The sequence below is a fragment of the Kitasatospora sp. NPDC127035 genome, from assembly GCF_042726075.1.
Taxonomy (GTDB): Bacteria; Actinomycetota; Actinomycetes; order Streptomycetales; family Streptomycetaceae; genus Kitasatospora.
In genome coordinates this window covers 79,877-106,656 of sequence record NZ_JBHXDN010000013.1, presented here as the reverse complement: position 1 = coordinate 106,656, position 26,780 = coordinate 79,877, and the positions used below count along the sequence as shown (strand labels likewise).

Here is a 26,780-nt window from a genome sequence, read left to right as displayed (position 1 = left end):
GCAGGCGGGTTTCGGCCATCCGGCGCCGCTAGCGTCGTCCGCGCCGGTCATCCGACCGTGCCGGTCACCCTCGACCGAGCCGGGTCACGCTCGCCCGCGACGGGTCCACGCACCCACGCGTCCGGCGGACACCCGTGACCCCACCCGGTCCCCACCTGCCTGCCGCGGAGGTACGCCCCCATGACGACCCAGCAGCCCGACCGCCGTCCAGGACGCCGCCGTCGCAGCCGCAAGGGAGCGGTCCTCGCCGCCTCGGCGGTCGCCGCGGCCCTGGTCGCCGGGGGCGTCGTCGTCCTCGCCTCCTCGGCCAGCGCCGCCTCGCTCGGCGCCGTCTACAGCCGCACCAGCAGCTGGGACGCCGGCTACACCGGCCAGTACCTGGTCACCAACCCGGACAGCAGCGCCATCGAGGACTGGACGCTCACCTTCGACCTGCCGGCCGGGGCGAAGATCGACTCGCTCTGGAACGCCGCGTTCACGGTCGAGGGCCAGCACGTCACCGTCAAGCCGGAGTCGTGGAGCAAGCGGCTGGATCCGGGCAAGAGCATCGTGATCGGCTTCGTCGCCCAGGGCGCCGGCGCCGCGCAGGGCGAACCGGGCAACTGCCTGATCAACAAGGTCTCCTGCAAGGCCGGTGACGGGACGGCGCCCACTCCGTCGGGGCGCCCGACCTCCACCGCCTCCGCCACGGCGTCGGCCACCGCGTCGGCGTCGGCGTCCGCCTCTGCCTCGGCTTCGGCGAGCGCCTCGGCCACCGCGACCAAGCCCGGCACGCCGAGCCCGACCGCCACCACGACCAGGCCCACCACCCCGGCGCCGACGCCCACCGCGACCGCGACCACGCCGGTCCCGACGCCCACCGCCACCGCGACGGACACCCCCGTCCCGGTCACCGGCGCCGGCTTCGCCCCGTACGTGGACACCTCGCTGTACCCGCCCTACGACCTGGTCGCCACCGCCAAGGCCACCGGCGTCAAGAACTTCAACCTGGCCTTCGTGGTCTCCGGCGGCGGCTGCACCCCGAAGTGGGGCGGCGTCAGCGACCTCGCCGCCGACGCCGTGGCCGCCCAGATCGGCGCCCTGCGCGCCCTCGGCGGCGACGTCCGGGTCTCCTTCGGCGGTGCCAACGGCAGCGAGCTGGCCCTCGCCTGCTCGTCCACGGCCGACCTGACCGCCGTCTACCAGAAGACCGTGGACACCTTCGGCCTCACCAAGGTCGACTTCGACGTCGAGGGCGGCGCGATCGCCAACGCCGCCGCCAACACCCGCCGCGCCCAGGCCATCGCCCAGCTGCAGAAGAACGCCGCCGCCAAGGGCAAGGCCCTGGACGTCTCCTTCACCCTGCCCGCACTCCCCTCCGGCCTGACCCAGGAGGGCGTCAACCTGGTCGCCGACGCCAAGAACAACGGCGTGGCGATCGGCGCGGTCAACATCATGGCGATGGACTTCGGCGACGGCGTCGCCCCGAACCCGCAGGGCCAGATGGGCAAGTACGCCATCGCCGCGGCCACCGCCACCCAGGCCCAGGTCAAGAGCGTGCTCGGCCTCGACGACGCCGCCGCCTGGCGCAAGGTCGCGGTCACCCCGATGATCGGCGTCAACGACGTGGCCAGCGAGATCTTCACCGTCGCCGACGCCAAGCAGCTCGCCGAGTTCGCCAAGTCCAAGCACCTCGCCTGGCTGGCGATGTGGTCCGGCACCCGCGACAAGGCCTGCGAGGGCGGGGCCAAGGCCTACGCCGACGCCAGCTGCAGCTCGATCGTCCAGCAGCCGCTGGACTTCACCCGGGCCCTCGGCGCCTACACCGGCTGACCTCGCCGGGTACCGGTCCGGTACCCGCCCCCCGGCTCCGGCCGGCCGCGCCCCGACCGCAACAGGGCTCGGCCGGCCGGCACCACCGTCACTCCCCGTCACCGTTCGCGGCCGGGTCCGGTCGACGGGCATCGGGTATCGTCGCTGGTTGGCCGAACGGTGGACGGAGCGAACAGTGACAGCGGTGCAAGACGAGCGCAGCGCGGTGCGAACCGTACCGGAGCAGGCGCCCGCCCCCCTGTCGGAGCGGCTGCGGACCGCCCTCGGCGCGCCCGCCCGCGCCCTGCGCGAGGCCCCGCGCCGGCCGCTGCTGGCCGTCTCCGCACTGGCGCTGTTCTCCCTGATGGCCTACGCGGTCGTCCGGCACTTCGCCCACACCTCGATGGTGGACATGATCGTCTACCGGGCCGAGGGCGCGGCCGTCGCCAACGGCGACGACCTCTACGGGCTGCGCGTCACCCAGTGGAACCTGCCGGCCACCTACCCGCCGTTCGCCGCGATGCTCTTCGTGCCGACGACCTGGTTCCCGGTGCCGTTCCTGCGGGTCGCGATCACGCTCGGCAACCTCGGACTGCTCGCCCTGTTCACCCACCTGTCGTTCAAACTGGTGGGCTGGCCGCGCCGCGAGCTGCGCCCGATCGGCGTGATCCTGGTCACCGGCGCCGGCGTCTGGCTCGAACCCGTCTACACCACGCTGCGCTACGGCCAGATCAACCTCGCCCTCGCCTGCCTGATCCTCTGGGACCTCACCCGGCCCGACGGGCGGCGCAGCAAGGGCATCGCCATCGGCATCGCCGCAGGGATCAAGCTCACCCCCGGGCTGTTCGCCGTCTACCTGCTGATCACCGGCCGGGTCCGCGCCGCCTTCGTCGCCGGCGCGACCTTCCTCGGCACCTTCCTGATCGGTGCCCTGTTCCTGCCCGACGCGACCTGGGGCTTCTGGACCAAGTACCTCTACGACTCCTCGCGGGTCGGCAAAACCGAGATCGTCGACAACCAGGCGCTGAGCGGCGCCGTCGCCCGCCTCCTGCACACCGCCGAGCCGGGTGCGGTGGGCACGCTGGCCTCCGCCGCCGTCGCGGTGGCCGGTCTCGGGATCGCCGCCTGGGCCGCGAACAGCACCCGCTGGCTGCCGCGCGCCGAGGCGTGGGGCGTCTGCTGCGCCGCCGTCACCGCGGTACTGATCTCGCCGATCAGCTGGACCCACCACTGGGTCTGGTGCGTGCCGATGATCGTCCTGCTCGGCTGCGAGGCGGCGGTCGAACACGGCCGTCCGGCCGCCGTCCGGAAGGTTCGCTGGCGGGCCGCCTTCTGGGCCACGCTGGTCGCCTTCGTGTCCTTCGCGATGTGGGCCGCCAAACCGCAGGGCGCGCTGGTGCTGGAGCTCTCGCCGCTCCGCCAGATCCCGACCTCGGTCTACCCGCTGGTCGGGATCTGCTTCCTGCTGGCCGCCGCGCTACGCATAAGGGCCCGGCGGCTGGCCGCCGGCGCGCCGCTCGTGGCGCTGCCCGGCCAGCGGGGCGGCGACCGGCCGGATCCCGCGCGCGAACGTCAGCAGGCCCCCGCGGCCAGCTGAGTCGCCGGCTGCCGCCGGTCCGCCGGGGGCGACCGGGCCGCCGCGCGCGGTCGGGCTGTCCGTGGCGGTCGGGGTGCTCGGGACGGTCGAGGTGTTCGGCGCCGTCGGGGTGCTCGGGGTCGTCGCGCTGTTCGGGCCGGGCCCGGACCGGTGCGCCCGGGCCGTGCGGCTCACGCGAGCAGCTCGGCCAGTGAACCGTCCATGTCGAGCGCGGCCATCTCGCTGCCCGGCGGCACCAGCCGGTGCGCCCGCTCCAGCCAGGCGGCCACCGCCGGCAGCGGCGCCTCCAGCAGTGCGTCCCCGGCCGGCGAGCTCAGCGCCATGCAGAGCACGCTGCGCCGGCCCGAGCGGGTCGGCCAGATCCGGACGTCCCCCTGCCCGCAGGGCCGGAAGGTGCCCTCCACCAGCAGCTCCCGCGCGAACACCCAGGTGACCGGCGAGCCGGTGTCCAGGTGGAAGGTGATGTAGACGGCGTACGGGTCGTGGCTGCCGTAGGAAAGCCGGGCCGGGACGGGGACGCTGTGCTCGGGGGAGAGCACCAGGTTGAGTTCCAGTTCGTGCTCGACCACGCTCGTCGGGCGCTCCATGATCGGTTTCCTCTCTGCCTGCGCTTCATGCCCGGTATCGGGCCCTGTGACCTTGGAGAGCGCGGTCCGGGAGCGCTCTTACACGTGTTTTCGAGATTTCTTGACGGGGGCCCTCGGTGAGGGTTCGGAACCGGGACCGGGGTGGGGGGTTCGGGGCGGGCGTCGGGGAGTGGTGAACGCGGAGAGAACGGGCGCGCGCTCCGGCGTTCGCGCCGTCTTCCTTACCGCGGGCGGGCCGGGGCTGTCCGGTGAACGGCCAACTTCACACCCCGGGTCCGCCGAGGCACTACCCTTGGTGACTGTCCGGCGACTGTCCGCCCACCCGCCGACGCCCCCTCGCGCGCGCCGCCACCGCCGCCACCCGGTGCCGCCCGAGCCACCGTCGCGCGCACCCCTCGCCGGGCGAGCCGCATCGGCCCTGCCAGGAAAGAAGACCCCCATGACGGACCGGCCTCTCGCGGGCGGCAGCACGGAGACGGCCGCGGGCCCCGCGCCGGGCTACTACCCCGACCCCTCCGTGCCCGGTTTCGTCCGCTACTGGGGCGGCACCTCCTGGGTGCCCGGCACGACTCGGCCCGCCCCGGCGGCGGGCGAGGTGCTGGAACCGCCCCGGTACGCGACCCGGCGGTCCGGCGCGGCGGCCGGGGTGGGCGCGCGGTACATGCCGCCGCCGACAGCCGTCGAACCGGCCGCCGACCCGGTCGGGGAGGCTGCGGCGGACTCGGTTTCGGTGCCGACGTCGGAGCCGGTACCGACGTCGGAGCCGGTGTTGATTTCGGAGCCGGTGCCGGTCTCGCCCGGGGACACCGGGCCCGTGTACCTGGACGAGACGTCGGGCGGCGCCTCGTTCACCTTCTCGGTACCGGAGGGCGGGCCGGTGTTCCGGACCGTCGTCCGGTCGGCCTACGCAGCGGCGGCAGACGTGGCGCCGGACCCGATGGTGGAGCCGGCCGGCGAGGGCATGCTCGGGGCGGTCCCGGAACCCCGGCCGCACGGGGCGGTGCCCGTCGCGGCGCCCGGTTCCGTCGCGGCGGTGGAACCGCCCGACCGGCAGGCGGCCCCCCGGGCACCGCGCGGCCCGATGGAGCAGGGCGCCGCACCGCGCTGGGTCTCCTGGGGGGTGGTTCCCGGAGTGGAGGCGCCTGCCGGGGCGGCCGTTCCGGCGCCGGTGGAGAAGCCGGTGCCGCTCCGGGCCTCGGCCCCGGCGGTCGCTCCGGTGGCCGCCCAGGTGGCCGCCCCGACGTCCGCCTCGGCGGAGGGGGAGGCGGCGACGGCGGCGGCGTCGGCCGGGCCGGAGGAGGCGCCGCTGACCGGGCCCACACGGTCCGCCCGGCCGGCCGCTCCCGTACCGGCCGCGCCCGATCCCGCTGCTCCCGTGCCCGCCGCCACCCGTCCGCCCGCGTCCCGCTCCGCGGGGAGTGCGTCGGCCCCGCCCCGATCGTCCGCGACCCGGACGGCGGGGGCCCGGGCGGCGGGGACCCGGCGCCGGACGATCAGGCCCGCGCCGCAGCCGGCCGGGCCCGGCCGGCGGCTCGCCGCCCGACTGGTGGACACCGCCGTCCTGGCCGTCGTCGCCACCGCCGCCGGGATCCCGCTCGGCACGTCCGTCGCGGACCACCTCCAGGAGAAGCTCGCCCAGGCGAGGATGGCCAGCCGGCTCACGCGCCGTCAGGTCGACGTCTGGATGCTGGACGGCGTGGTGGTCGGCAAGGTCGCCGTCCTGATCGGCATCCTCCTCTTCGTCGGCCTGCTCTACGAGGTCCTGCCGACCGCCCGTACCGGCCAGACCTTCGGCAAACGGCTGGCCCGGATCCGGGTGATCGACGCCGCCGCGGCCGTCCCTGCCGCCGCTCCGTCAGCCGCCTCGTCCGCCGCCCGCGCCCGGTTGGGCCTCGGCCGGTCGCTGGTGCGATGGCTCGTCAGGCAGGTTTCGACGCTGCTGCTGGTCGGCCTGGTCTGGCCGCTGTTCGACCGCCCCGCCCGGCGCGGCTGGCACGACCGGGCGGCCCGCACCCGCGTGGTCCGGCTCTGACCCGGGTCCGCCCGAGAGCCAGGTCGGACAAAATCGACCAAATATCCCAAGTTCATAGAATGTGTGATGTTCTACTCGGGGGATGAGCACCCACGACCCCTCAGGCCCCGAGCCGGAGGGGGGCGGCCAGCCCTCCTTCGACAAGAAGCCCCCGCAGCAGGGCGGCGGCACGCCGGAAGGTACGCCGTCGGACCCGTACGGCACCCCGCCGCCGTCCGGCACCCCCTCCGACCGCCCCGGCGCGTACGGCGGCACCTACGGCGGCTCGCCGTACGGACAGGGACAGCCCCCGCCCGGCCGGTCGCCCTACGACCAGCCCCCGCCCGGCCACGGTCCCGCCGGCCACGGCACACCCGGCGCCGGCCCCGTCCCGGGGATGCCGCCGCTCGGCAGCTGGCCCAACCGGATCCTCGCCCAGCTGATCGACTACCTGCTGGTGCAGGCCGTGGCCGTCCTGCTGGTGCTGCCCTTCGCCAGCCTCTCCGACAGCTCCGGCTCCGCCGGTGCCTTCTGGGTCGCCTGCGCCATCTACCTCGTCTACGACGGGGTGATGCTCGGCCGGGACGGCCAGACCCTCGGCAAGAAGGCCATGAAGATCCGGGTCGCCATGCTGATCGACGGCAGCCCGCCGACCCAGTCCGCCGCCTGGACCCGGGCCGCGGTCTTCATCCTGCCCGCCGTCCTCTGCTGCGCCTGGCTCTGGTGGCTGATCGACGGCATGTTCGGCGTCTTCGACAAGCCCTACCGCCAGTGCATCCACGACAAGGCCGCCAAGACCGTGGTGGTCTCCACCGTCTGAGCCCCGCACCGTCTGAGCCCCGCCGCGCGACCGCCCGGCCCGCTCGAACCCGCACCTCGCACCCCGGAACACCCGGTACGCCCGGTGGCGCCGCCTCAGCGCTGCCGGGCGTAGCCGTGCCCGGCAACCGCCCGATCCGCACGACCGGCGGCGGCCCGCAGCGACAGCACCGTCACCAACGTGCCGAGGGCGAGCGAGAAGACCACCACCACCGCCACCTCCGGTACCTCCTCGGCACCGGTGGCGGCCAGCAGCGCCACGGTGGCGGCGACGACGGTGAACACACCGAGGACGAACTGGGCCGGGGTCGGGCGGCGCGGCATGGCGGAGTCCTTCGCACGTCGGGGGGAACGAGCGGGTCGCACCGGAAGCCAGAAGGCCCGCCCGGAAAGGGAGTTCGGGAGGACCGGCCGGTCCTCCGGCATTCCGACCAGGCTAACCCGCCCCACCCGGGGCACAGGGGGCGCACGGGCTCACCCCGGGGTCGTCCGCCCCGCTGGATACGGTGGGCCCGTCCCGCTCGCTCCGTGCGACCGACCGATCCGCTCCGTACTCCCAGGGGGGAACCGCCGTGCCCATCCCCGCCGACTGGCCGACCACCGAGGCCCAGGCGCTCGCCGAACAGGAGCGGCTGCGCCCGCTCGTCCAGCCGTACGGCGCCGCCGACGCCCCTGGCCCGGCCGGCGCCGACGACCGGCTCATCGCGGGCGTCGACGTCGCCTACGACGACGAGCGCGACCTCGTCGTCGCAGCCGCCGTCGTCCTCGACCGCACCACCCTCGACGTCGTCGAGGAGACCACCGCCACCGGCCGGATCGCCTTCCCCTACATCCCCGGTCTGCTCGCCTTCCGCGAACTCCCCGCCGTCCTCGACGCCCTCGCCGCCCTCACCCACCGACCCGGCACCGTCGTCTGCGACGGCTACGGCCTCGCGCACCCGCGCCGCCTCGGCCTCGCCAGCCACCTCGGCGTCCTCACCGGCCTGCGCACCCTCGGCGTCGCCAAGACCCCGTTCACCTTCGACCACCGGGACCCCGGCCCCGCCCGCGGCGACTCGACCCCGCTCACCGATCCGGCCACCGGCGAGGAGGTCGGGCGGGCCCTCCGCACCCGCCCCGGCGTCAAACCCGTCTTCGTCTCCGTCGGCCACCGCATCGGCCTCGCCGAAGCCGTCGACACCACCCTCGCGCTGGCCCCCCGCTACCGGCTCCCCGAGACCACCCGCCACGCCGACTCGCTCTGCCGCCGCGCCCTCACCACAAGGCAGCAGGCGCACATCAGTTGACGGACCGCCAGACGCGTCCGGACGTTCCGCCGAGGACCGTTCTGCTCGCCCGGACCGTGTGTTAGACATGACTCACCGGCCGCCACCCCACGGCGCCGCCGCACCAGCACCGCGCACGACACACCGGACGGACGCACGGGGGAGGCGCCGCACGTGGCAACGGGAACCGGAACGGGCACCGGGTCGACAGGCGGGGGCGGACGCGGCTACCGCGTCGAGGTCGAACAGCTGCGCGCCTTCGCCGCCCAGGTGCGGCTGCTGCTGGCCGAGTTCCAGCACCACGCCGACGGCACCACGACACACGGACGCAGCGGCATCGGCCGGAACGCCCTCGGCACCTTCGCCGAGGCCACCGACCTGCACGGCCGCTACCAGACCATGCGGGACGGCCTGCGCGACGTGCTCGACCAGCTCCAGGACGCGGTCGACGAGGCCCAGAAGAAGGCCGAACTCACCGCCACCAACTACGAGGAGCAGGAGCGCCGCACCCGGAACAAGCTGAAGCTCGGCGACGACGGCTGGTCCGTCGCCAACCCCTCCGCCACCAGCGCCGCCGCCTACGCCCGGACCGTGGCCCCCGCCCGGCACGACGACGGAAAGGGCGTCCGGTGAAGTACACGGACTTCAGGCACTACAGCCACGCCGAACTCCGCACGATGGCCCAGGCCCTCAACCCGGGCGAGGTCATGGCCGCCGCCGACCCCTGGCGCCGCGCCGCCGACACCCTCAAAGCCATCCGCACCACCCTCACCCGCGCCAGCACCGAGGCCGCCACCTCCTGGGAAGGCACCACCAGCGACGCCTTCCACACCCGCATGCTCCACCTCGCCGCCACCATCAACAACGCCGCCTCCTACGCCAACGACGCCGCCATCACCCTCAAGGCGGTCTCCGAGGCCATCGCCAAAGCCAAACGCGACATGCCGGAGGAACCCGGCGGCTGGGACCAGCTCACCGACGGCGTCGGCGACACCTTCTCCGCCCTCTTCGGCGCCGACGACGAGGACAGCCGCACCGCCCTCGCCGACCAGCGGAAACTCGAAGCCGCCACCGTCATGCAGACCCTCGCCATGCACTACCGCACAGCCGCCCCGATGCTGAAGCCCCCGCAGCCGATGGGCGCGCCGACGAAGGGCAAGAGTAATGAGCGTGACGACGCCACAGGGATCGTTTCCGATGAATCGAGTGGGTTTGCGGCGCTGGGAGGGGTATTCGGCGGCACCGGGTTGGGTGGTGCGACTATCGGCAGCCGTCCGGTCGGCAGCGCAGAGTTCGGGAATCGCTATGCTCGGGTGAACCCAGGTCAGGGACCGGACCCAGGATCGATGGCGGGTTCGCAGGTGGTCTCTGGGGCAGTAGCAAGACCCCTAACAGGGCCAGAGGTCGTGCCGGCGCCGTCGGATCCTGGAGTCAAGGGTGGAGTGCCACTTCCGCCACCTACCGCTACAGGCTCGCCCAACTTTGGGGCTGGAACCGCTATTGACGGTGTCAGCCTCCCCCAATCGCGGCCAGCCTCGCACTCCAGCGACGCGATGGGGCCATTGAGCACCAGCCAGCCAAACTCTGGCTTTTCTATAGGTGCAGGGAGTGCCGCTTTGCCCGGCGGAGTCGGCAGATCGGTTCATCAGCCCGAAGTTCCGGGGTCGGGTCGCATGTCAGGCCCTATCGGCGACCGGGGCACGCCGATCCGGCCCGAAGAGCACGGAGCCGGCAGCGGGCGTGGTCCCGCCGGTGCTCGCGGTGTCGCCGCCTTCGGTGCTGACGGCTTCCCGGGGGGCGGTGTGGTTTCAGGAGGCCGGGGTTCTTCGGCTCCTGATGCACGAGGGGCCGGGACGGTCGTAGGGGTGGGGGATCGATCCGGTCCTGGATCCGGTAGCAAGAAGGCTCTACCGGAGGGGGGCTCCGGGGTGGGAGTCTCCCTCAACCGGGTTCGGACCGAGCCTGCGGCGGGCGTGTCGATGCCGTCAGGCCCGGTGGTTCCGCTGGGTAGCGCACAACGGCGGAGAAACGAGGCGGCGGGGTCTGGGCGTCCCGCGTACCTGGTCGAAGATGGCGAAACCTGGGCACCGGAGGAATACGTCAACCCGCCCGTGGTGAAGTGACCGTCGACCTTCAGGCTGACTAGTCGACAGTGCTTCTTGTAGCTGGCAGAACCGTGGACAACCGCTGAGAGTGGAGTGACTGGGCTTGAGGACTTGGCGGCTCAGGTGCGGCACGGTTGTGCTGCTGGCAATGGGGCTCCTCGCGGCCTCGAACGGCGGACCGGCCATGGCGGACAACATCAGGGATTCACAGTGGACGCTTGTCGGCTACCAGGCCGATTTAGCGGTCTGGCCGGTCTCGCAGGGTGAGGGCGTAATCGTCGCAGTCATCGACAGCGGTGTGCTGAAAGAGCACGTCGATCTGATCGGGCAGGTTTTGCCTGGGGCCGATTTCTCAGGAGAGAACACCGACGGCACGGTGGACGGCAGTGGCCATGGAACGGGAATGGCAAGCCTCATTGCCGGACATGGCCATGGCAGCAAGGCCGGGGTCATGGGGCTGGCGCCGAAGGCGAAGGTTCTTCCGATTCGACTCAAGTGGGACGAGGGTGACCCGGCCTTGACCCAGGGAGTGGCCAAAGCCATCAGGTTTGCGGTAGACCACGGCGCCAAGGTTGTGAATATGTCGATTGGCGGCTTCGAGGGAGACGATCCGGACACGCGCGCGGCCGTGAAGTATGCCATCGACAAGGACGTGGTTCTGGTGGCGGCCACCGGAAACGGTGGTGATCGGGTTGAGCCGGTTGAATACCCGGCGGCCTTTCCCGGCGTCGTGGCGGTCGGCGCAGTGGACCGCAACGGTCTTCTCTGGGGGAAATCGACGTACGGGCCAGAAACCACGCTGGTTGCACCGGGTGCCGAGGTCCCGCGAGCGAGTGCGACGTCCTCGGCGGGATATGCGATCGCCAATGGCACGTCCGACTCCACCGCCTACGTGTCCGCCACAGCCGCGCTCATTCGCGCGAAGTACCCCAGCCTCTCGGCCGGCCAGGTCATCAACCGGATGATCCGGAGCGCCACTCGGCCGGCGGATGCCTCGAACCTGCCGAACGAGCGCTACGGGTACGGGATATTGGCCCCGAGCAAAGCGCTGGAACCGAATCCGGTCGTGGACGACGGCCCACGGGCCAATCCCCTGGTCGGGCGACCCGAGTCCCAACGGAGCGCTCCTCCCGCGGTTCCTGCTGCGGAGGAACCGTGGGAGGAGCCTGTGGCGGGGCAGGGGGGCGGGGGGAATGCGGGGGTTGCGTACACGGTGACGGGGGCGGCGGGGCTGGTGGTGGCCGGGGGGGCGGTCGGGGCGGTGCTGGTGGTGCGGGGGCGCCGTCGGCGGCTGGGGTAGTGGCCGTCCGGGCTACAGGGTGCGGTGCATGAGGTGGAGGCCGACGGGGCCTTCGGTGGGGTGGTCGAAGGCGGCGGGGACGGTGGCGAGGACGTCGAAGCCGAACGACTGCCAGAGGGCGACGGCGCGGTGGTTGGTCTCGACGACGGCGTTGAACTGCATGGCGCGGTAGCCGTCGGCGCGGGCCCGGTCGAGGACGTGGGCGCAGAGGGCGCGGGCGACGCCGCGGCCGGCGTGGCGGGGGTCGACCATGAAACCGGCGTTGGCGACGTGGGCGCCGGCGCCGGCCTGGTTGGGGTGGATCTCCGCGGTGCCGAGGACGGTCCCGGCCGTGTCCTCGTCGACGGCGACGAGGACGCGGCCGCCGGGCTTGAACCAGGTGGCGCGGGCGAGGTCCTCGGGGGTGTCGCGGTCCCAGCAGTAGGTCTCGCCGGCGGCGACGATGTCGCGCAGGAACGGCCAGATGGCGGGCCAGTCGTCGGGGGTGGCGTCGCGGATGTGCATGGTGTCCAGCATGGACCGGAGTGCCCCGTTCCGACCAGGGGCGATGTCCCGGTGCGAGGTCTCCCCGAGCGGTCCGGACGGCGGCCGGACCGCCCGGGCTACTCGGCGACGGCGATCTGCTCGCGGTGGCGGGCGGCCGGTCCGGTGAGCTGGTCGGCGACGGCGACGGCGAGGTCGGCCTGGGCGATCCGCCGGCCGAGGACCTGCGGGCCGCCGAGCCGGTAGCGGCCGGTGCCGGCGGCGGTGCGGTCGAGGTCCAGGGGCGGGGTGACGGTGACCCAGTCGAGCGTGGCGGGGGAGGCCCGGAGCAGGTCGAGGGCGGCGGCGTGGCCGAGCGAGAAGGCGCGGTGGGCCTCGGGGAAGGCGGGGTCGTCGTGGACGGCCACGCCGGGGGCGGTCTCCAGGGTGGTGGCCACTCCGACGTGGACCAGCCGGCGGACCCCGGCCGCGGGGAGGCCGGCGACGAGGGCGCGGGCGGCGGCGGGGTAGAACTCGGCGGAGGGCACGTCGGGGGTGTAGACGGTGCTCACGGCGGCGGAGTGGCCGCGGGCCGCGCCGGTGACGGCGGCGGGGTCGGTGACGTCGCAGGACACCAGGGTGACGCCGGGGCCGGTGAGGTCGGCGTGGCGTCCGGGGTCGCGGACGGCGGCGGTGACGGTCAGCCCGCGGCGCCTGGCCTCGGCGACCACGGCGCGGCCGACCTGGCCGCCGGCGCCGAAGACGATGACGTCCACGGGTGCTTCGATCGGGCTGTCGGTGCTGCTCATCGCGGTCTCCGTCCGTTCGTCGGGGGCGTCGTCGCCCGCCGTTGCCGTGACGGTAGACCGGGGGGTGCCGGTTACTTCAACGGTACCGGCGGCCGACGGGGCCTGGCCGGCGGACGGGGGCCTGGCCGCGGACGGGGCCGTAACGCGGCCCGGACCGCGCGGGCGCCGGGTCCGTTACCGTCGGGGCATGACGCAGACCGGGGGAACGACGCGGACCGTGCCCGTACCGCTGCCGGCGGACTTCTTCGACCCGGACTGCCCGGTGCAGACGGTCCCGGTGCTGGGCGGCCGCAAGTGGGCGTGGAAGATCATGCGCTGCCTGGAGGGCGGCCCGCGCCGCTTCTCCGAGCTGCGGGTCCCGCTGGCGGGGATCACCGCGAAGGTGCTCGCCGAGTCGCTGCGCGCGATGGAGTACGAGGGCGTGGTCGTCCGGACCGAGTACGACGAGAACCCGCCGCGGGTCGAGTACGCGCTGACGCCGCTCGGGCGGACGCTGCTGGGGCCGATGGACGCGGTCTGCGACTGGAGCCGCGCGAACCTGGCGGAGCTGCTGGCGGCGCGCGAGGCGTACGAGCGGGAGCCCTCCGCGTAGGGGTCCGCCGGAGCGGCGCCCGGTGGCCGCGGGCGGACGGCGTGGCAGCATTTCGGCGACCGCTGGCGCGGACGCCGCTGGTGGGGCGGGTGCGGGCCCGGCCATGCTGGGGGCATGACCACTTCTGAGCAGGCCGAGGCCGCCGCCGACGGGATCGTTCCGGACTCCAAGGACTGGACCTGGGTCCTGGAGCGCCCCTGCCCGGACTGCGGGCTGGATTCCGGGGCGGTGGACCGCGAGGACGTCGCCGGAATGATCCGGGCCAACGCGGAGGGCTGGACGGCCGTGCTGGCGGGGGACCCGGGGGCGCTGCGCCGTCGGCCGCGTCCGGAGATCTGGTCGGACGTCGAGTACGCGTGCCACGTCCGGGACGTGTTCCGGCTGTTCCGCGTGCGGCTGGACCTGATGCTGGACCGGGAGGACCCGCTGTTCCCGAACTGGGACCAGGACGGGACGGCTGTCGCCGAGCGGTACGGGGAGCAGGAGCCGGCGGTGGTGGCGGTGGAGCTGGCGGAGGCCGCGGAGCTGCTGGCGGTGGCCTTCGAGGGAGTGGTGGGCGCGCAGTGGGCGCGGACCGGAAACCGCAGCGACGGGGCGCGTTTCACGGTGGAGTCGTTCTCCCGCTACCTGATCCACGATCCGGTCCACCACCTGTACGACGTGACGGGCGAGCGGGTCTGAACGGGATCCGGCCGGTCCCTCGGACGGGTCCTTCGGGTGGGTCCTTCCGACGGGTCGCTCCGGCCGGGCCGCCGGGCGGTCGGGCCGGTCGGCCGGTGGTTCGGGTCGGGGTGCGGCGGTGACGGGGGGCGCGACGGGCAGGGCGACGCGCCCCGGGTCACCAGCCGGAGGCCTCGCGCAGCATGGTGCGGCGCAGTCGACCGGCCACGCTGGCGGTGTCGGTGCCGATGACGTCGGCGATCTCGGGTGCGGCGAGTCCGACGACGTAGTGCAGGATGGCGAGGTCGTCATCGGCGGCGTGGCCGGGGCGGTCCGGTGGCGGGCCGCTCTGCCGGGTGTGCTCGCCGACGGTGTTGCGCAGGATCTGCCAGGCGCGCGCGGTGGGGTTGGAGCTTCCCAGTAATTCGCGCCAGTGGACGGCGATTTCGGCGAACGCCTGCTGGACGGCGCCGACCGCCTGGGTGTGGTCGGGCAGCCAGACGTGGGCGTAGCTGAGGTACCGCGGTCGGTGGAGTTCGCAGAACGCCGCGAACTCCAGCGGTACGGCGGGAGGTGCGCCGGGCCCCGGGGGTGGCTCGGCGGTGCTGTCCTGACGATTGGTCATCTCGGCTTCTCGGCAAGTGAGATGGGCATCTGACGGTCGATCATCTGTGCTCACTCTACGGTAGGCGCTCGGTGCGCTGGGTTACCAATCGGATGGAATGCCCGGAAGGCGCCGACGCGCGGCCGGTTCCGGCGGTGGCCGGGTGGGGGCCGGCGGGTGGCGCGGCGGTGGTGAGCGGGGGGTGAGCGGTGCGCAGTGATGTCAGAGGCGTTGCTGCTGGTGCGTCGTGGCCGGTCAGCGGGGTGGCGCGGCCGGGGCGGCGGGCCGGTCGGCGCGCCGTCGCGGACGGTGTGATGTGCCACCGTAAGCGGTTCGGCGGCTCTCGTCCACGCCTGCGGCGCGAAGCTGATTCCGCACCACCGTCCGCACCACCGTTCATGCGCTCGGCGGGCCCGGTGGACTGGGGTGCGGGGCCGGGGGCAGTGGCTCCCCGGGTGGGTTGATCGGTGGGCCGGCCCCGTCGCGCGCGTTCCGCGCGCCCGGCCCGTTGTCGGCCTGTAGCCGCGTACCAGAAGGAAATTGACTGAGCGTCAGTAAGGTTGGCGGGTCTCGGCGGCGGCGACCCGGGCGTCCGCCGCGGTGCTCCGTTCGAGTTGGGCGGGGAACGTCTCGACGACCCGTCGGCGGGCCAGTCGGGCGGCGGAGGCCGCGGCGGCCTCGGCGGCGGCCGCAGCGGCGCCGGCGGCCTCCAGCCGGCCGCGGTCGGCGCGGCCGATCGCGTTGCCGTGGCCGCCGTGGCCGCCACTGACGTCGACGGCGCCGGCGGCGGCGTCGTGGGCGGGTCCGGGTGCCTCGCAGACGGCTCCACCGGGTTCGTGGACGGCTTCGTGGTCCGTCCCGTCGGTGCCGCGCCGGCCGCGTCCGTGGACGGCGCGGGCGGCGTGTTCCTCGGCCGCCTGTCTAGCGGCGAGGTAGGCCTGGACGGCGGCCATCCCGTAGACGGGTTGGATCAGCTGGTGGCCCTTGAAGAAGGGTCTGGCGGGGGCGAACCCGGCGGCGACCACCAGATCGCGGATCTCCGCTATCTCCGCCTCGCTGCGGGCGGTGAAGCGGACCTCCCAGCCCTTCTTGTAGGTATGGCCCTGTTCACCGCTGCGGCGGGCCGGGTCTGGCCGGCGGACGTATCCGGGCAGGCGGCCGAGGCGGAGCTGGGCCGCGCGGAGGCCGGCGGTCTCGTCACGTGACATGCACTAAGGGTAGGCAATGCGGAGGGCGGGAGTGACGCCCGGAGGTGACTTCGGCGTATGTGCTTGGTCACGCACGGTCAGACATACTGGTGACTCGTCGACGAGGACCGGTTCTGACAAGCATATGATCACCCATTCCTCCGAATGGGTGAGGGTATGAGGACTTTAGTGCGGGCTGGTCCCGGTTTCGCGACGGTTGGGTAACAGTGCGTCAGGCGGCCGGTCGACGTTCCGGGCGGTTGGGGATGGTGTCGGCATGAGCTACCGGATTCCCACGCCGCCGCCTTCCCTGGAGGAGCTGGCGCGCCGTCAGCAGAACGTCGTCACCGCAGGCCAGCTGCGCGCCCGGGGCGTGCCGAGCCGGGTCGTCAGTGAACACTGCCGCCGCGGCGGTTCCTGGCAGCGGCTGCTGCCCCGGGTCTACCTGCTGCAGTCCGGCGAGCCCTCGCCGGAGCAGCGGATGTGGGCGGCCCTGCTCTACGCCGCGCAGAACGGCCGCGAGGAGGGGCGCCGCGAGGGGGCGGTGATCACCGGCGCCGCCGCGCTGGCGCTGTACGGCTTCACCGCGGTGCCCCGACTGCCCGCCGTCACCGGTGTGGACGTGCTGGTGCCCCGCCAGCGCCGGCTGAAGGACGCGGGCGAGGTCCGGATCCGGCGCACCGAACGGGAGCTGGTGGCCCGCTCGGTGCACGGCCTGGCCTGCGCGCCGGTCGCCCGGGCGGTCGCGGACGCGCTGCGCGAGTGGACGTCCGGTGCGGGCCCGGCCGGTCCGGTGCCGGTCCGGGAGGTGCTGGGCGAGGCCGTCGGCCGCCCCGAGCTCCGCTGCACCGTGCGGGAGTTGACCGCCGAGCTGGTCGAGTCCGGGCTGGTCGACGACCCCCGGGTGCGGGCGGTGCTGGACGGCTTGCTGGCCGCCGAACGGGACGCGGTGCTGGGCCGGGTCGGCGAACTGGTCGACGAGTGGCTGCTGCCTGCCCCGCTGACCGGCCCGGAGCTGCGGATGCGCGGCGGCACCTACATCGCCGTACCCGACCTGTACTGGCCCGCGGCGGGCGTGGCCGTGGAGGTGGACTCCGAACTGCGCTGCGTCAGCGAGGGGGAGGCGGCCTGGGTGCGCGGCGGCCAGCACCGGATGGAGTACCTCGGGGTCCGGGTGGTCTACGTCTCCGGCACGCGCCTGGCGGACGACGCGGACGCCGTCGGCGCCGAGTTGCGCGAGGCGTTCCGGCTGGGCGGCACCGACGTGGTGGAGCTGCTGATCACCGAGCGCTGAACCCGCAGGGCGGGACGCTCAGCCCCCGACCACGGGCGTTCCGATCAGCTCCACCCCGGCCGCCCGCAGCTCCGCCAGCGCGGCGGTGGTGGTCGGCTCGGAGACCCCGGCCGTCAGGTCGAGCAGGACCCTGGTGGTGAACCCGGCCCGCACCGCGTCCAGGGCGGTGGCCTTGACGCAGTGGTCGGTGGCGAGGCCGACCACGTCCACCTCGGTGACCTGCCGTTCGCGCAGCCACTCGGCCGGCCCGCGGTTGTTCTCGTCCACGCCCTCGAAACCGCTGTACGCGGCCGCGTACGCGCCCTTGTCGAAGACCGCCTCGATCGCGCCGGAGGTGACGGACGGGGCGAAGTTGGGGTGGAAGCCCACCCCCTCCGTGCCCGCCACGCAGTGCACCGGCCAGCTGCGCACGTAGTCGGGCCGGTCGGAGAAGTGGTCACCCGGGTCGATGTGGTTGTCGCGGGTGGCGAGGATGTGCCGGTAGCCGGGGGCGGACTCGGCGATGAGGTCGGTGATCGCGGCGGCCACCTCGGCCCCGCCCGTGACGGCCAGACTGCCGCCCTCGCAGAAGTCGTTCTGCACGTCGACGACGATCAGTGCCCGGTGCATGGCTCGCATTCCTCGGTCTGGTGGGGGCGGCGCGCCGGTTCGGGGCGCGTCCGACAGGTTCGGTGGGCTTCGGCCGGGCGCCGGTGGAGCTTCTCCGGTGCGGGGACTCGGCGGTGGTCGGCGGGGACCGGGCGGGGCTCCGTGCGGGCCCGGCGGTGGGGACTTGGGGGGAACTCTACGGTCGACTGTAGGCAGTGGCATCCGGGGGCGGAAGGCCCGGTGCGGGCCCGACCGTCCGCCCCGTGTGCGAACGGTCGTCAGACCTGCAGTTCGGTCGCCAGCACCGGGTCGCCCTTGGAGAGCTGGGTGGCCGACAGCGGCAGCGCGGCCCGGGCCCGGACGTGCCGTTCCCGCGCGGCGGTGAGCGGCTCGCGGCCGACCACCTCGCCGCCCTTGACCAGCGGCACCTGGACGAGGTGCGGCTCCAGTTCGGCCGGGATCCGCCCGGTGCCGACCACCTCGGCCTCGGCGACGCCGTCCGCGTCGGGCCGCCGGGCCGCCCACTTGCGCCCGCCGGTGCTGGTCTTGCCGCCGGCCGCCCGCTTGGCGACCGGGAGCAGGGGGCCGTCCGGTTCGGTGGCCCGGGCGACCAGCTTGTAGACCATCGCGCAGGTCGGGTGGCCGCTGCCGGTGACCAGGCTGGTGCCGACGCCGTAGCCGTCCACCGGGGCGGCGGCCAGCGCGGCGATCGCGTACTCGTCGAGGTCGGAGGTGACGATGATCCGGGTCTCGGTGGCGCCGAGCTCGTCGAGCTGGCGGCGGACCCGGTGGGCGAGCAGCGTGAGGTCGCCGGAGTCGATCCGGACCGCGCCCAGCTCGGGGCCGGCCACCTCGACGGCGGTGCGGACGGCCTCGCGCAGGTCGTAGGTGTCGACCAGCAGGGTGGTGCCCCGGCCCATCGAGGCGATCTGGGCCCGGAAGGCGTCCCGCTCGCTGTCGTGGACGAGGGTGAAGGCGTGCGCGGCCGTTCCGGTGGTCGGGATGCCGTAGGTGAAGCCGGCCTCCAGGTCGGAGGTGGCCGAGAAGCCGGCCACGTACGCGGCGCGGGCGGCGGCGACGGCGGCCTGCTCGTGGGCGCGCCGGGCGCCCATCTCGATCACCGGGCGTCCGCCGGCGGCGGAGGCCATCCGGGAGGCCGCGGCCGCGATGGCCGAGTCGTGGTTGAGGATCGAGAGGATCACCGTCTCCAGGATCACCCCCTCGGCGAAGCTGCCCTCGACGGTGAGCAGCGGCGATCCGGGGAAGTAGACCTCGCCCTCGGGGTAGCCGTGGATGTCCCCGGTGAACCGGTAGTCGGCGAGGAAGCGCAGGGTCTCCTCGTCGACCACGTGCTGGTCCGACAGCCAGTCGAGCTGGGCGGAGGTGAAGCGGAAGTTCTCGACGGCGTCCAGGACCCGGCCGGTGCCGGCCACCACGCCGTAGCGTCGGCCGCCGGGCAGTCGGCGGGTGAACACCTCGAAGACGGAGCGGCGGTGCGCGGCTCCGCTGCGCAGGGCGGCCTGCAGCATGGTGAGCTCGTAGCGGTCGGTGAGCAGCGCGGTCGAGCCGGCCGCGGGCACGGAAGTGGCGTCCATGAGGATGATGCTACTACCCCTTAGCGTCAGATTGACGATTTCTCGTCGGGGGAGATCGTCCGGCGCGTTGCGGGCGCCGGGGCGGAATCGCCCGCCGGTCCCCCGGATGGCAGCATGGGGGCTGAAGGGGCCCGTGGCGGCCCTGTGGGATCAGAGTCGTGAGGAGGGACCCGTCGGTGAGTGTCGCGCCCGTGGAGATCGAGCGCCCGGAGGTCGAAGGCCTGCCGGTGGTGGAACCCGACACCCCCTGGGTCACCATCGTCCACAACGACCCGGTCAACCTGATGAGCTACGTCCAGTACGTCTTCCAGGCCTACTTCGGCTACCCGAAGGACAAGGCCCGGAAGCTGATGATGGAGGTGCACACCAAGGGCCGGACGGTGGTCTCCAGTGGATCCCGCGAGGAGATGGAACGCGACGTGCAGGCGATGCACGGCTACGGCCTGTGGGCCACGCTGCAGCACGACTGACACCGCCCGACCGCAGTACACCACCAGAGACGACGAAGACGGGCTGACCGATACCGATGGCTGGGTTGTTCGAGAGTGCCGGCGGCGGGAGCGCGGCGATCGCGCTGGACGAGCTGGAGGCCTCCATCCTGCGCTCGCTGGAAGTGCAGATGCTGGAGCTGATCGGCCCCGGCCCGGGCGGGGAGAGCGACGACCCGCTGGCCGCCCTGTTCGCCGAGGGGCCGAGCGAGGCGCCCGACGACCCGGCGCTGGCCCGGCTCTTCCCGGACGCCTACGGCGATCCGGCGAAGCCCGCGGACGACGAGTCCCGGGAGGCCGCCGCCGAGTTCCGCCGCTACACCGAGCTGGACCTGCGGGCCCGCAAGCGCGAGGACGCGCTGCACGTCGTCCGGGCTCTGGACGGGCTCGACGGCGAGGGCGGGGTGCTGAAGCTGGCCGCCGCCGAGTGCCTGCGCTGGCTGGGCGCGCTCAACGACCTGCGGCTCACCCTGGGGGTGCGGCTGGAGATCACCGACGAGGACGAGCAGGGACTCTACGACCTGCCGGACAGCGACGAGCGCAAGCCGCTGGTGATGGCCTACCTCTGGCTCGGCGCCCTCCAGGAGTCGTTGCTGGAGTCGATCTCCGACTGATCCGCGCGACGGCCGGGCGCTCCGGTCGTGTACGCCGGCCGGGTGCTCCGGACCGGCCTCCGGGCTGCCCGCGCGCCCATCCGAAAGGCCCCGACCACCCGTCCAGCATGCGGACGACCGGTCGGGGCCTTTCCGGTTAAAACGGGCGAAACCCTATCGGGACATGCTCAAATATCGCTCAGATGGACACCGCTGTCCGGATCCCGCGTGGTACGACTTCTCCCCACCCCACGAGACCACCCATCCAGGACGGTGCCAGCATGGCCGAGCAGGTTTACGACGAAGTCGTCGACGCCAAACCGGACGAGGAGGGCTATCAGCGGGGGCTCGGCAGCCGCCAGATCCAGATGATCGCGATCGGCGGCGCGATCGGCACCGGCCTCTTCCTCGGCGCCGGCACCGCGATCTCCAAGTCCGGCCCCAGCCTGATCCTGTCCTACGCCGTCGCCGGCGTGGTGATCTTCGCGATCATGCGGGCACTCGGCGAACTGCTCACCTACCGCCCGGTGTCCGGGAGTTTCGCCGAGTACGCGCGGGAGTTCCTCGGCCCGTTCGCGGGTTACGTGACCGGCTGGACGTACTGGCTCTTCTGGGTTGTCACGGGCATGGCGGAAACCACCGCCGCCGCCGTCTACGTGAAGTTCTGGGCGCCCGGCATCCCGCAGTGGCTCAGCGCGCTCACGTTCCTGGTCATCCTCTACGGGGCCAACCTGATCTCGGTGAAGCTCTTCGGCGAGATCGAGTTCTGGTTCTCCATGATCAAGGTGACCGCCATCATCGGCATGATCCTGATCGGCATCGGGGTGCTCACCCTCGGCTTCAGCGACGCCGGTGACACCGCGTCGATCACCCACCTCTGGGAGAACGGCGGCTTCTTCCCCAAGGGCATCGGCGCCACCGTGATGACCCTGCAGATCGTCATGTTCGCCTACCTCGGCGTCGAACTCGTCGGCGTCACCGCCGGCGAGAGCGAGAACCCGAAGAAGACCCTGCCGCGCGCCATCAACACCCTGCCGTGGCGTATCGCGCTCTTCTACATCGGCGCCCTGGTGGTCATCCTCTCGCTGGTCCCGTGGACCGAGTTCCAGCCCGGCGTCAGCCCGTTCGTCGCCGCCTTCGGCAAGATCGGCATCCCCGCCGCCGCCGGCATCATCAACTTCGTGGTGCTCACCGCAGCGCTCTCCTCCTGCAACTCCGGCATGTACTCCACGGGCCGGATGCTCCGCGACCTCGCCCTGCGCGGCCAGGCCCCCGGCCGGCTCACCAAGCTCAACTCCAGCCGCACCCCGGCCGCCGCGATCACCCTCTCCTGCCTGCTGATGGGCGCCGGCGTGGTGCTCAACTACCTCGTCCCGGCCAAGGCGTTCGAGTACATCACCTCGGTCGCCACCGTCTGCGGCCTCTGGACCTGGGCGATGATCCTGATCTGCCAGATCCGCTACCGGAAGGCCTGGAGGGGCGGCCACCTGCCGCCGCCGAGCTTCAAGGCCCCCGGCGGCACCTGGACCAGCTGGGCCGCGCTCGCCTTCCTCGTCCTCGTGGTCGTGCTGATCGCCCTGGACGAGAGCAACCGGATCTCGCTGTACGTCTTCCCGGGCTGGGCCGTGCTCCTGGTGATCGGCTACCAGGTGCTCAAGCGCCGCCGCCCGGAGGCCGTCCACGCCGTCGCGCACGACCACCTGCACGCCCGCAACGGCTCCGGGGGCGGGGCCGGCGGCCCGCACTGACCGGCCCGCGAGACCCCGGCGGCCCAGGCCGTGGACACCACGGCCGACGGCCGCCGGGGCGTGGCTATCCTGGCCGCATGTTGACCATCACCCGAGAACTGCGCGACGCGATCCTCGCCCACGCCCGCGCCGACCACCCGGACGAGGCCTGCGGCGTCGTCGCCGGCCCGGAGGGCAGCGACCGCCCCGAGCGGTTCGTCCCGATGCTCAACGCGGCCCGCTCGCCGACCTTCTACGAGTTCGACTCGGGTGACCTGCTGAAGCTCTACCGCGAGATGGACGACCGGGACGAGGTACCCGTGATCGTCTACCACTCGCACACCGCCACCGAGGCCTACCCGTCGCGCACCGACGTGACCTACGCCTCCGAGCCGAACGCCCACTACGTCCTCGTCTCCACCGCCGACGGCAACGGCCCGGAGGACCCTTACCAGTTCCGCTCGTTCCGCATCGTGGACGGTGAGATCACAGAGGAAGACGTCCAGGTCGTCGAGGCCCACCAGCCCTGACCCGCACCCACCTGGGCGAGGCCCGCCGACTGCCCGTGCGTCGTCGGCGGGCCTTTGCCGTTCCCCGGTAGTCTCAGCATGGGAAACGGAAGCATCCGGATCCCGAGACGGGCATGGATGAGCGGGCCCGGGAATCTATACGATGAGCCCATGCGTTCCGTCGATGTGAGCACCCAGGCCCCGGGCACCCGCCTCGTGGCGCGCCTGCACGTCGACCTGTGCCGGCTCGCCAGTGCGATCTGTCCCGGCACGCCGGCGCGCTCGCGCTGAGCCGCCCGCCCAGGCCCGCCGCAGGTTCCACGCTCCGGGCCCACCATGCCCTGCCGCGCCCGCTGCGGCGTCCACCCCACCTCACGACTCGCACAGGAGCGCACCCATGGCCATCGAGGTCCGCATCCCGACCATCCTCCGCACCTACACCGACGGCGCCAAGGCCGTCGAGGGCACCGGCAGCAACCTCGCGGAGCTCTTCAACGACCTCGACGCCCGTCACCCGGGCATCGCCGCCCGCCTGCTGGACGGCGGCGAACTGCGCCGCTTCGTCAACGTCTACCTGAACGACGAGGACGTCCGCTTCCTGGAGGGCATCTCCACCAACGTCGCCGACGGTGACAGCGTCACCATCCTGCCCGCCGTGGCCGGCGGCGCCCGCTGACCTCCCGCTCGCCCCGCTCCGCCCCGCCACCGCGGTCGGCCGGAGCGGGGCGAGCCGCCCGACCCGACCCTCACCGCCGTTGCCGGAGGCACCCCTTGCGTTACGACAGCCCGCTCGAAGCCGTCGGCAACACCCCGCTGGTCCGCCTGCCCCGGTTCTCCGCCGAGATCCCCGGCAACACCGAGGGCCTGGTCACCCTCTGGGCCAAGCTGGAGGACCGCAACCCCACCGGCTCCATCAAGGACCGCCCGGCGCTGCACATGATCGAGCGCGCCGAGGCCGACGGCCGGCTCACCCCGGGCTGCACCGTCCTGGAGCCCACCAGCGGCAACACCGGCATCGCGCTCGCCATGGCCGCCAAGCTCAAGGGCTACCGGATGGTCTGCGTGATGCCCGAGAACACCAGCGAGGAACGGCGCGAACTGCTCCGCATGTGGGGCGCCGAGATCATCCCCTCGCCGGCCGCCGGCGGCTCCAACACCGCGGTGCGCATCGCCAAGGAGATCGCCGCCGAGCACCCCGACTGGGTCATGCTCTACCAGTACGGAAACCCCGACAACGCCGGCGCCCACTACGCCACCACCGGGCCCGAGATCCTCGCCGACCTGCCCGCCGTCACCCACTTCGTGGCCGGCCTCGGCACCACCGGCACCCTGATGGGCGTCGGCCGGTTCCTGCGCGAGAAGGTCCCCGGCGTGCGGATCGTCGCGGCCGAACCGCGCTACGACGACCTGGTCTACGGCCTGCGCAACCTCGACGAGGGCTTCGTCCCCGAGCTGTACGACGCCGAGGTGCTCACCACCCGCTTCTCGGTCGGCTCCGCCGACGCCGTGCAGCGCACCCGCGAACTCCTCCAGCGGGAGGGCATCTTCGCGGGCGTCTCCACCGGTGCGATCCTGCACGCGGCGATCGGCGTCGGCCGCAAGGCCGCCAAGGCCGGCGAGCGCGCCGACATCGTCTTCGTGGTCGCCGACGGCGGCTGGAAGTACCTCTCCACCGGCATCTACACCGCCGAGTCCACCGAGGCGGCCGTCGAGGCGCTGCAGGGTCAGCTCTGGGCCTGAGGCCGCCCGGCCCGGGCGGCCGGCCGGCCGTGGCGCGCGTCCGCGCGGCGCCCGTCCGCGCGGCCGTTCGCCGGACGGACGACCGTTCGTCCCCGTGACGATCGGGGATTTGTCCGTACCGTGCTCCCGGTCTGTCACGGTACGACCACGGTGTCCGTTCTGCGCTAAAGGTGCCGCCGGGCCCGGAAAAGCTGATCACGCACGTCCCCCCACGCACAGCCGGAGGTGACCCGTGAGCCGCAGCACCGACCTGTGGTCGTACGCCGAGATCGCCCGCCACATCAACGTCCAGCCCGAGACCGTCCGCAACTACCGACGGCACGGCCTGATCCCCGAACCGGACGTGACCGACGGCAGCGGCCACCCCCGCTGGTACCCCGAGACCATCCGCGCCTGGGCCCGCAGGCGTCCCGGCCACCGCTGAACCCACCGCCGAACCACCGCTGAACGACCGTCCGACCGCCCGCCGACCGAGGCACGCCCCCGGCTCCCCGGCGTTCTGGTGATTCCAGCCACAGCACGGCACGGAGACGGGGGCAAAGTGCCCCTCCGCCCTTACCCTCGACACACGCGAAGGGCAGCGCTACCGGCCGGTCGACCCGGCCCGCTCTGTCATGACCAGCGGCTGCCAGGACGTGTCGGGGCGGAGGGGCTCGGATGAAACTGACCGTGGTGGGGTGCTCGGGGAGCTTCCCGTCCGCCGACTCGCCGTGCTCCAGCTACCTCGTGGAGGCCGACGGCTACCGCGTCGTGCTCGACCTCGGCAACGGCGCACTCGGCGCCCTGCAGAAGTACGTGTCGATCTACGAGGTCGACGCCGTCCTGCTCAGCCACCTGCACGCCGACCACTGCGTCGACCTCTGCGCCTACTGGGTCGCCCGCAACTACCGCGCCGAGGGCTGTCCGGACCCGATGCCCGTCTACGGCCCGGCCGGCACCGCCGAACGGATGGCCCGCGCCTACGACATGCCCGAGAACCCGGGCATGAAGGAGGTGTTCGAGTTCCGCACCCTCACCCCCGGACGCTTCGACCTCGGCCCGTTCCGCGTCGAGGTCGCCCAGGTCAACCACCCCGTCGACGCCTTCGCCTTCCGGCTGGAACACGACGGTCGCAGCCTCGTCTACTCCGGCGACACCGGCGAGAGCCCCGAACTCGTCGAACTCGCCCGCGACGCCGACCTCTTCCTCTGCGAGGCCGCCTACATCGACGGCCGCGACACCTACCGGGCCGTCCACCTCAACGGCCGGGAGGCCGGCGAGCACGCCACCGCCGCCCGCGCCCGCCGGCTCGTCCTCACCCACATCCCGCCGTGGACCGACGCCGAGCACAACCTCCGGGACGCCACCGCCGCGTTCGCCGGCCCCGTCGAGATCGCCCGGGCCGGCGCGGTCTACCCGATCTGACCCCGGCCCGCGCGCCCCACGCCGGACCCGCGCCCCCGCGCCCCCGCGCGCCCCACACCCCCGCACGCCCCACGCGCCCAGACGCGTAGGCGCCTACGCGCCCACCGGCGTCAGCCAGTGCCGGTACCGCGGATCCGCGCCCGAGACCGCCGCCTCGTACGCCTCCCGCAACCGCACCGTCAGCGGGCCCGGCGCACACGGCAACGCGCGGTCGTCCAGCGAACCCACCGCCACCACCCCCGCCGCCGTACCGCACAGGAACACCTCGTCCGCCGCGTACAGGTCCGACCGCAGCAGCGCCTCCACCCGCACGTCCACCCCCAGGTCCCGGGCCAGCGTCAGCACCGTGTCCTGGGTGATCCCCTCCAGCGCGCCCGCGCTCGCCGGCGGCGTGCGCAGCACCCCGCCGCGCACCGCGAACACGTTCTCGCCGGTGCACTCGCTCACCGTGCCGTCCGGCCCCAGCAGCAGCGCCTCGTCGTACCCCGCGTCGGTCGCCTCCCGGCGCGCCAGCACCGCGTTCAGGTACGGGCCCGTCGCCTTCGCGGCCGGCGGCACCGAGTTCGGATCGGTCCGCCGCCAACTGCTCGTCTTCAGCCTGATCCCCGCAGCGGCGTCCGGGAGCTGCCCGTGCCACTCCCAGCTCGCGATCGCCGTCGTGGTCGGCGAGAACCGCATGTCCAGACCCATCGCGCCGTACCCCAGGAAGGCGAAGTGCCGCAGGTAGCAGGAGCGATGACCGTTGGCCCGCACCAGGTCCACCGTCGCCACGGCCAAGTCGTCCACGCTGAACGGTAGTTCCATCCGCAGCATGCGCGCACTGCGGTCCAGCCGGTGCAGGTGCTCGGACAGCCGGAAGACCGCCGGACCGTCCGCCGTGGCGAACGCCCGGGTGCCCTCCAACACCCCCGTGCCGTAGTGCAGGCCGTGCGTCAGGACGTGCGTCCGCGCCTGCTGCCAGGGCACCAGCGCGCCGTCCAACCAGATCGTCGAAGCTTCGGGAAGAGCTGCCATGCCGCCCATCCTGACCACCCGCCCGCCGCAGGTCAGCCG

General features: G+C 73.2%; 29 protein-coding genes. 20 read left to right on the top strand and 9 right to left on the bottom strand.

All coding sequences use genetic code 11. From position 1 onward, the window contains the following. Positions 1–180 precede the first annotated feature (180 nt). Positions 181–1,812, top strand: coding sequence for a cellulose binding domain-containing protein (locus tag ACFWIC_RS11720; RefSeq protein WP_380517978.1), 1,632 nt, complete (start codon positions 181–183; stop codon positions 1,810–1,812). A gap of 175 nt (positions 1,813–1,987) precedes the next feature. Next, complete coding sequence (locus tag ACFWIC_RS11715) at positions 1,988–3,388, top strand: glycosyltransferase 87 family protein (RefSeq protein WP_329952499.1); 1,401 nt, start codon at positions 1,988–1,990, stop codon at positions 3,386–3,388. A gap of 170 nt (positions 3,389–3,558) precedes the next feature. Here the strand turns inward: ACFWIC_RS11715 and ACFWIC_RS11710 are convergent, their stop codons facing one another. Next, complete coding sequence (locus tag ACFWIC_RS11710) at positions 3,559–3,975, bottom strand: SsgA family sporulation/cell division regulator (RefSeq protein ID WP_329883603.1); 417 nt, start codon at positions 3,973–3,975, stop codon at positions 3,559–3,561. A 439-nt stretch (positions 3,976–4,414) separates the two neighbouring features. Between ACFWIC_RS11710 and ACFWIC_RS11705 the strand changes: the two genes are divergently transcribed. Both ACFWIC_RS11705 and ACFWIC_RS11700 read left to right on the top strand, forming a co-directional pair. Beyond that, complete coding sequence (locus ACFWIC_RS11705; protein WP_380517974.1) at positions 4,415–6,007, top strand: RDD family protein; 1,593 nt, start codon at positions 4,415–4,417, stop codon at positions 6,005–6,007. 82 nt (positions 6,008–6,089) lie between these two features. Beyond that, complete coding sequence (locus ACFWIC_RS11700; RefSeq protein ID WP_329952496.1) at positions 6,090–6,806, top strand: RDD family protein; 717 nt, start codon at positions 6,090–6,092, stop codon at positions 6,804–6,806. Between the two features lie 95 nt (positions 6,807–6,901). Here ACFWIC_RS11700 and ACFWIC_RS11695 read toward each other — a convergent pair whose 3' ends face one another. Beyond that, on the bottom strand, positions 6,902–7,129 hold the full coding sequence (locus ACFWIC_RS11695) for a hypothetical protein (RefSeq protein ID WP_380517971.1): 228 nt from the start codon (positions 7,127–7,129) through the stop codon (positions 6,902–6,904). A 248-nt stretch (positions 7,130–7,377) separates the two neighbouring features. Here ACFWIC_RS11695 and ACFWIC_RS11690 point away from each other — a divergent pair, with 248 nt between their 5' ends. From ACFWIC_RS11690 to ACFWIC_RS11675, 4 genes are all read left to right on the top strand, one after another. Further along, positions 7,378–8,091: an endonuclease V gene (locus ACFWIC_RS11690; protein ID WP_380517968.1), complete on the top strand. Its 714-nt coding sequence runs from the start codon at positions 7,378–7,380 to the stop codon at positions 8,089–8,091. 153 nt (positions 8,092–8,244) lie between these two features. Next, positions 8,245–8,703: a hypothetical protein gene (locus ACFWIC_RS11685; protein WP_329883607.1), complete on the top strand. Its 459-nt coding sequence runs from the start codon at positions 8,245–8,247 to the stop codon at positions 8,701–8,703. Beyond that, on the top strand, positions 8,700–10,193 hold the full coding sequence (locus ACFWIC_RS11680; protein WP_380517965.1) for a hypothetical protein: 1,494 nt from the start codon (positions 8,700–8,702) through the stop codon (positions 10,191–10,193). The genes ACFWIC_RS11685 and ACFWIC_RS11680 overlap by 4 nt, the downstream gene beginning before the upstream one ends. Positions 10,194–10,311: 118 nt before the next feature. Beyond that, complete coding sequence (locus ACFWIC_RS11675) at positions 10,312–11,475, top strand: S8 family serine peptidase (protein ID WP_380517964.1); 1,164 nt, start codon at positions 10,312–10,314, stop codon at positions 11,473–11,475. A gap of 12 nt (positions 11,476–11,487) precedes the next feature. Here ACFWIC_RS11675 and ACFWIC_RS11670 read toward each other — a convergent pair whose 3' ends face one another. Then, the gene (locus ACFWIC_RS11670) at positions 11,488–11,979 is read right to left on the bottom strand and encodes a GNAT family N-acetyltransferase (RefSeq protein ID WP_329952529.1); all 492 of its coding nucleotides are present in this window, start codon (positions 11,977–11,979) and stop codon (positions 11,488–11,490) included. Between the two features lie 98 nt (positions 11,980–12,077). Beyond that, entirely contained in the window at positions 12,078–12,746 is a 669-nt protein-coding gene (locus tag ACFWIC_RS11665; protein WP_380517961.1) for an NAD(P)-dependent oxidoreductase, read from the bottom strand. 187 nt (positions 12,747–12,933) lie between these two features. On the opposite strand from ACFWIC_RS11665, the gene ACFWIC_RS11660 reads away from it, so the two are divergent. Then, positions 12,934–13,338, top strand: a complete 405-nt coding sequence (locus tag ACFWIC_RS11660; protein WP_329952490.1) for a helix-turn-helix domain-containing protein — start codon at positions 12,934–12,936, stop codon at positions 13,336–13,338. Between the two features lie 114 nt (positions 13,339–13,452). Further along, positions 13,453–14,019 (top strand): DinB family protein, encoded by a 567-nt coding sequence (locus ACFWIC_RS11655; RefSeq protein WP_329952489.1) that lies wholly within the window; start codon positions 13,453–13,455, stop codon positions 14,017–14,019. 157 nt (positions 14,020–14,176) lie between these two features. Here ACFWIC_RS11655 and ACFWIC_RS11650 read toward each other — a convergent pair whose 3' ends face one another. Next, positions 14,177–14,623, bottom strand: coding sequence for a hypothetical protein (locus ACFWIC_RS11650; RefSeq protein ID WP_329952488.1), 447 nt, complete (start codon positions 14,621–14,623; stop codon positions 14,177–14,179). Positions 14,624–15,153: 530 nt separating this feature from the next. Further along, positions 15,154–15,810, bottom strand: a complete 657-nt coding sequence (locus ACFWIC_RS11645) for a hypothetical protein (protein WP_329952487.1) — start codon at positions 15,808–15,810, stop codon at positions 15,154–15,156. 256 nt (positions 15,811–16,066) lie between these two features. Between ACFWIC_RS11645 and ACFWIC_RS11640 the strand changes: the two genes are divergently transcribed. Continuing rightward, positions 16,067–17,083, top strand: a complete 1,017-nt coding sequence (locus tag ACFWIC_RS11640) for a hypothetical protein (protein WP_380517957.1) — start codon at positions 16,067–16,069, stop codon at positions 17,081–17,083. 18 nt (positions 17,084–17,101) lie between these two features. On the opposite strand, the gene ACFWIC_RS11635 is transcribed toward ACFWIC_RS11640, so the two are convergent. Both ACFWIC_RS11635 and ACFWIC_RS11630 read right to left on the bottom strand, forming a co-directional pair. Further along, positions 17,102–17,692, bottom strand: a complete 591-nt coding sequence (locus ACFWIC_RS11635; protein ID WP_329952486.1) for a nicotinamidase — start codon at positions 17,690–17,692, stop codon at positions 17,102–17,104. A 257-nt stretch (positions 17,693–17,949) separates the two neighbouring features. Beyond that, on the bottom strand, positions 17,950–19,266 hold the full coding sequence (locus ACFWIC_RS11630) for a nicotinate phosphoribosyltransferase (RefSeq protein WP_329952485.1): 1,317 nt from the start codon (positions 19,264–19,266) through the stop codon (positions 17,950–17,952). A 176-nt stretch (positions 19,267–19,442) separates the two neighbouring features. Between ACFWIC_RS11630 and clpS the strand changes: the two genes are divergently transcribed. The 9 genes from clpS to ACFWIC_RS11585 all read left to right on the top strand — a co-directional run bounded on the left by clpS (position 19,443) and on the right by ACFWIC_RS11585 (position 25,727). Further along, positions 19,443–19,736: an ATP-dependent Clp protease adapter ClpS gene (clpS, locus tag ACFWIC_RS11625; RefSeq protein ID WP_063351371.1), complete on the top strand. Its 294-nt coding sequence runs from the start codon at positions 19,443–19,445 to the stop codon at positions 19,734–19,736. 56 nt (positions 19,737–19,792) lie between these two features. Continuing rightward, the gene (locus ACFWIC_RS11620) at positions 19,793–20,368 is read left to right on the top strand and encodes a DUF2017 domain-containing protein (RefSeq protein WP_380517953.1); all 576 of its coding nucleotides are present in this window, start codon (positions 19,793–19,795) and stop codon (positions 20,366–20,368) included. A 260-nt stretch (positions 20,369–20,628) separates the two neighbouring features. Beyond that, positions 20,629–22,095 (top strand): amino acid permease, encoded by a 1,467-nt coding sequence (locus ACFWIC_RS11615; protein WP_380517950.1) that lies wholly within the window; start codon positions 20,629–20,631, stop codon positions 22,093–22,095. 77 nt (positions 22,096–22,172) lie between these two features. Continuing rightward, on the top strand, positions 22,173–22,604 hold the full coding sequence (locus tag ACFWIC_RS11610; protein WP_329952484.1) for a M67 family metallopeptidase: 432 nt from the start codon (positions 22,173–22,175) through the stop codon (positions 22,602–22,604). 150 nt (positions 22,605–22,754) lie between these two features. Beyond that, positions 22,755–22,874: a putative leader peptide gene (locus ACFWIC_RS11605; protein ID WP_327677307.1), complete on the top strand. Its 120-nt coding sequence runs from the start codon at positions 22,755–22,757 to the stop codon at positions 22,872–22,874. 106 nt (positions 22,875–22,980) lie between these two features. Next, positions 22,981–23,259, top strand: coding sequence for a MoaD/ThiS family protein (locus tag ACFWIC_RS11600; RefSeq protein WP_329883622.1), 279 nt, complete (start codon positions 22,981–22,983; stop codon positions 23,257–23,259). Positions 23,260–23,354: 95 nt separating this feature from the next. Next, positions 23,355–24,323, top strand: coding sequence for a PLP-dependent cysteine synthase family protein (locus tag ACFWIC_RS11595; RefSeq protein WP_380517947.1), 969 nt, complete (start codon positions 23,355–23,357; stop codon positions 24,321–24,323). Positions 24,324–24,555: 232 nt separating this feature from the next. Continuing rightward, a complete protein-coding gene (locus ACFWIC_RS11590) occupies positions 24,556–24,747 on the top strand; it encodes a MerR family transcriptional regulator (RefSeq protein WP_329883625.1) in 192 nt (63 codons plus the stop codon). Between the two features lie 233 nt (positions 24,748–24,980). Then, a complete protein-coding gene (locus ACFWIC_RS11585) occupies positions 24,981–25,727 on the top strand; it encodes an MBL fold metallo-hydrolase (RefSeq protein WP_329883626.1) in 747 nt (248 codons plus the stop codon). A gap of 93 nt (positions 25,728–25,820) precedes the next feature. On the opposite strand, the gene ACFWIC_RS11580 is transcribed toward ACFWIC_RS11585, so the two are convergent. Beyond that, positions 25,821–26,741 (bottom strand): branched-chain amino acid transaminase, encoded by a 921-nt coding sequence (locus ACFWIC_RS11580; RefSeq protein ID WP_380517943.1) that lies wholly within the window; start codon positions 26,739–26,741, stop codon positions 25,821–25,823. Positions 26,742–26,780: the final 39 nt, after the last annotated feature.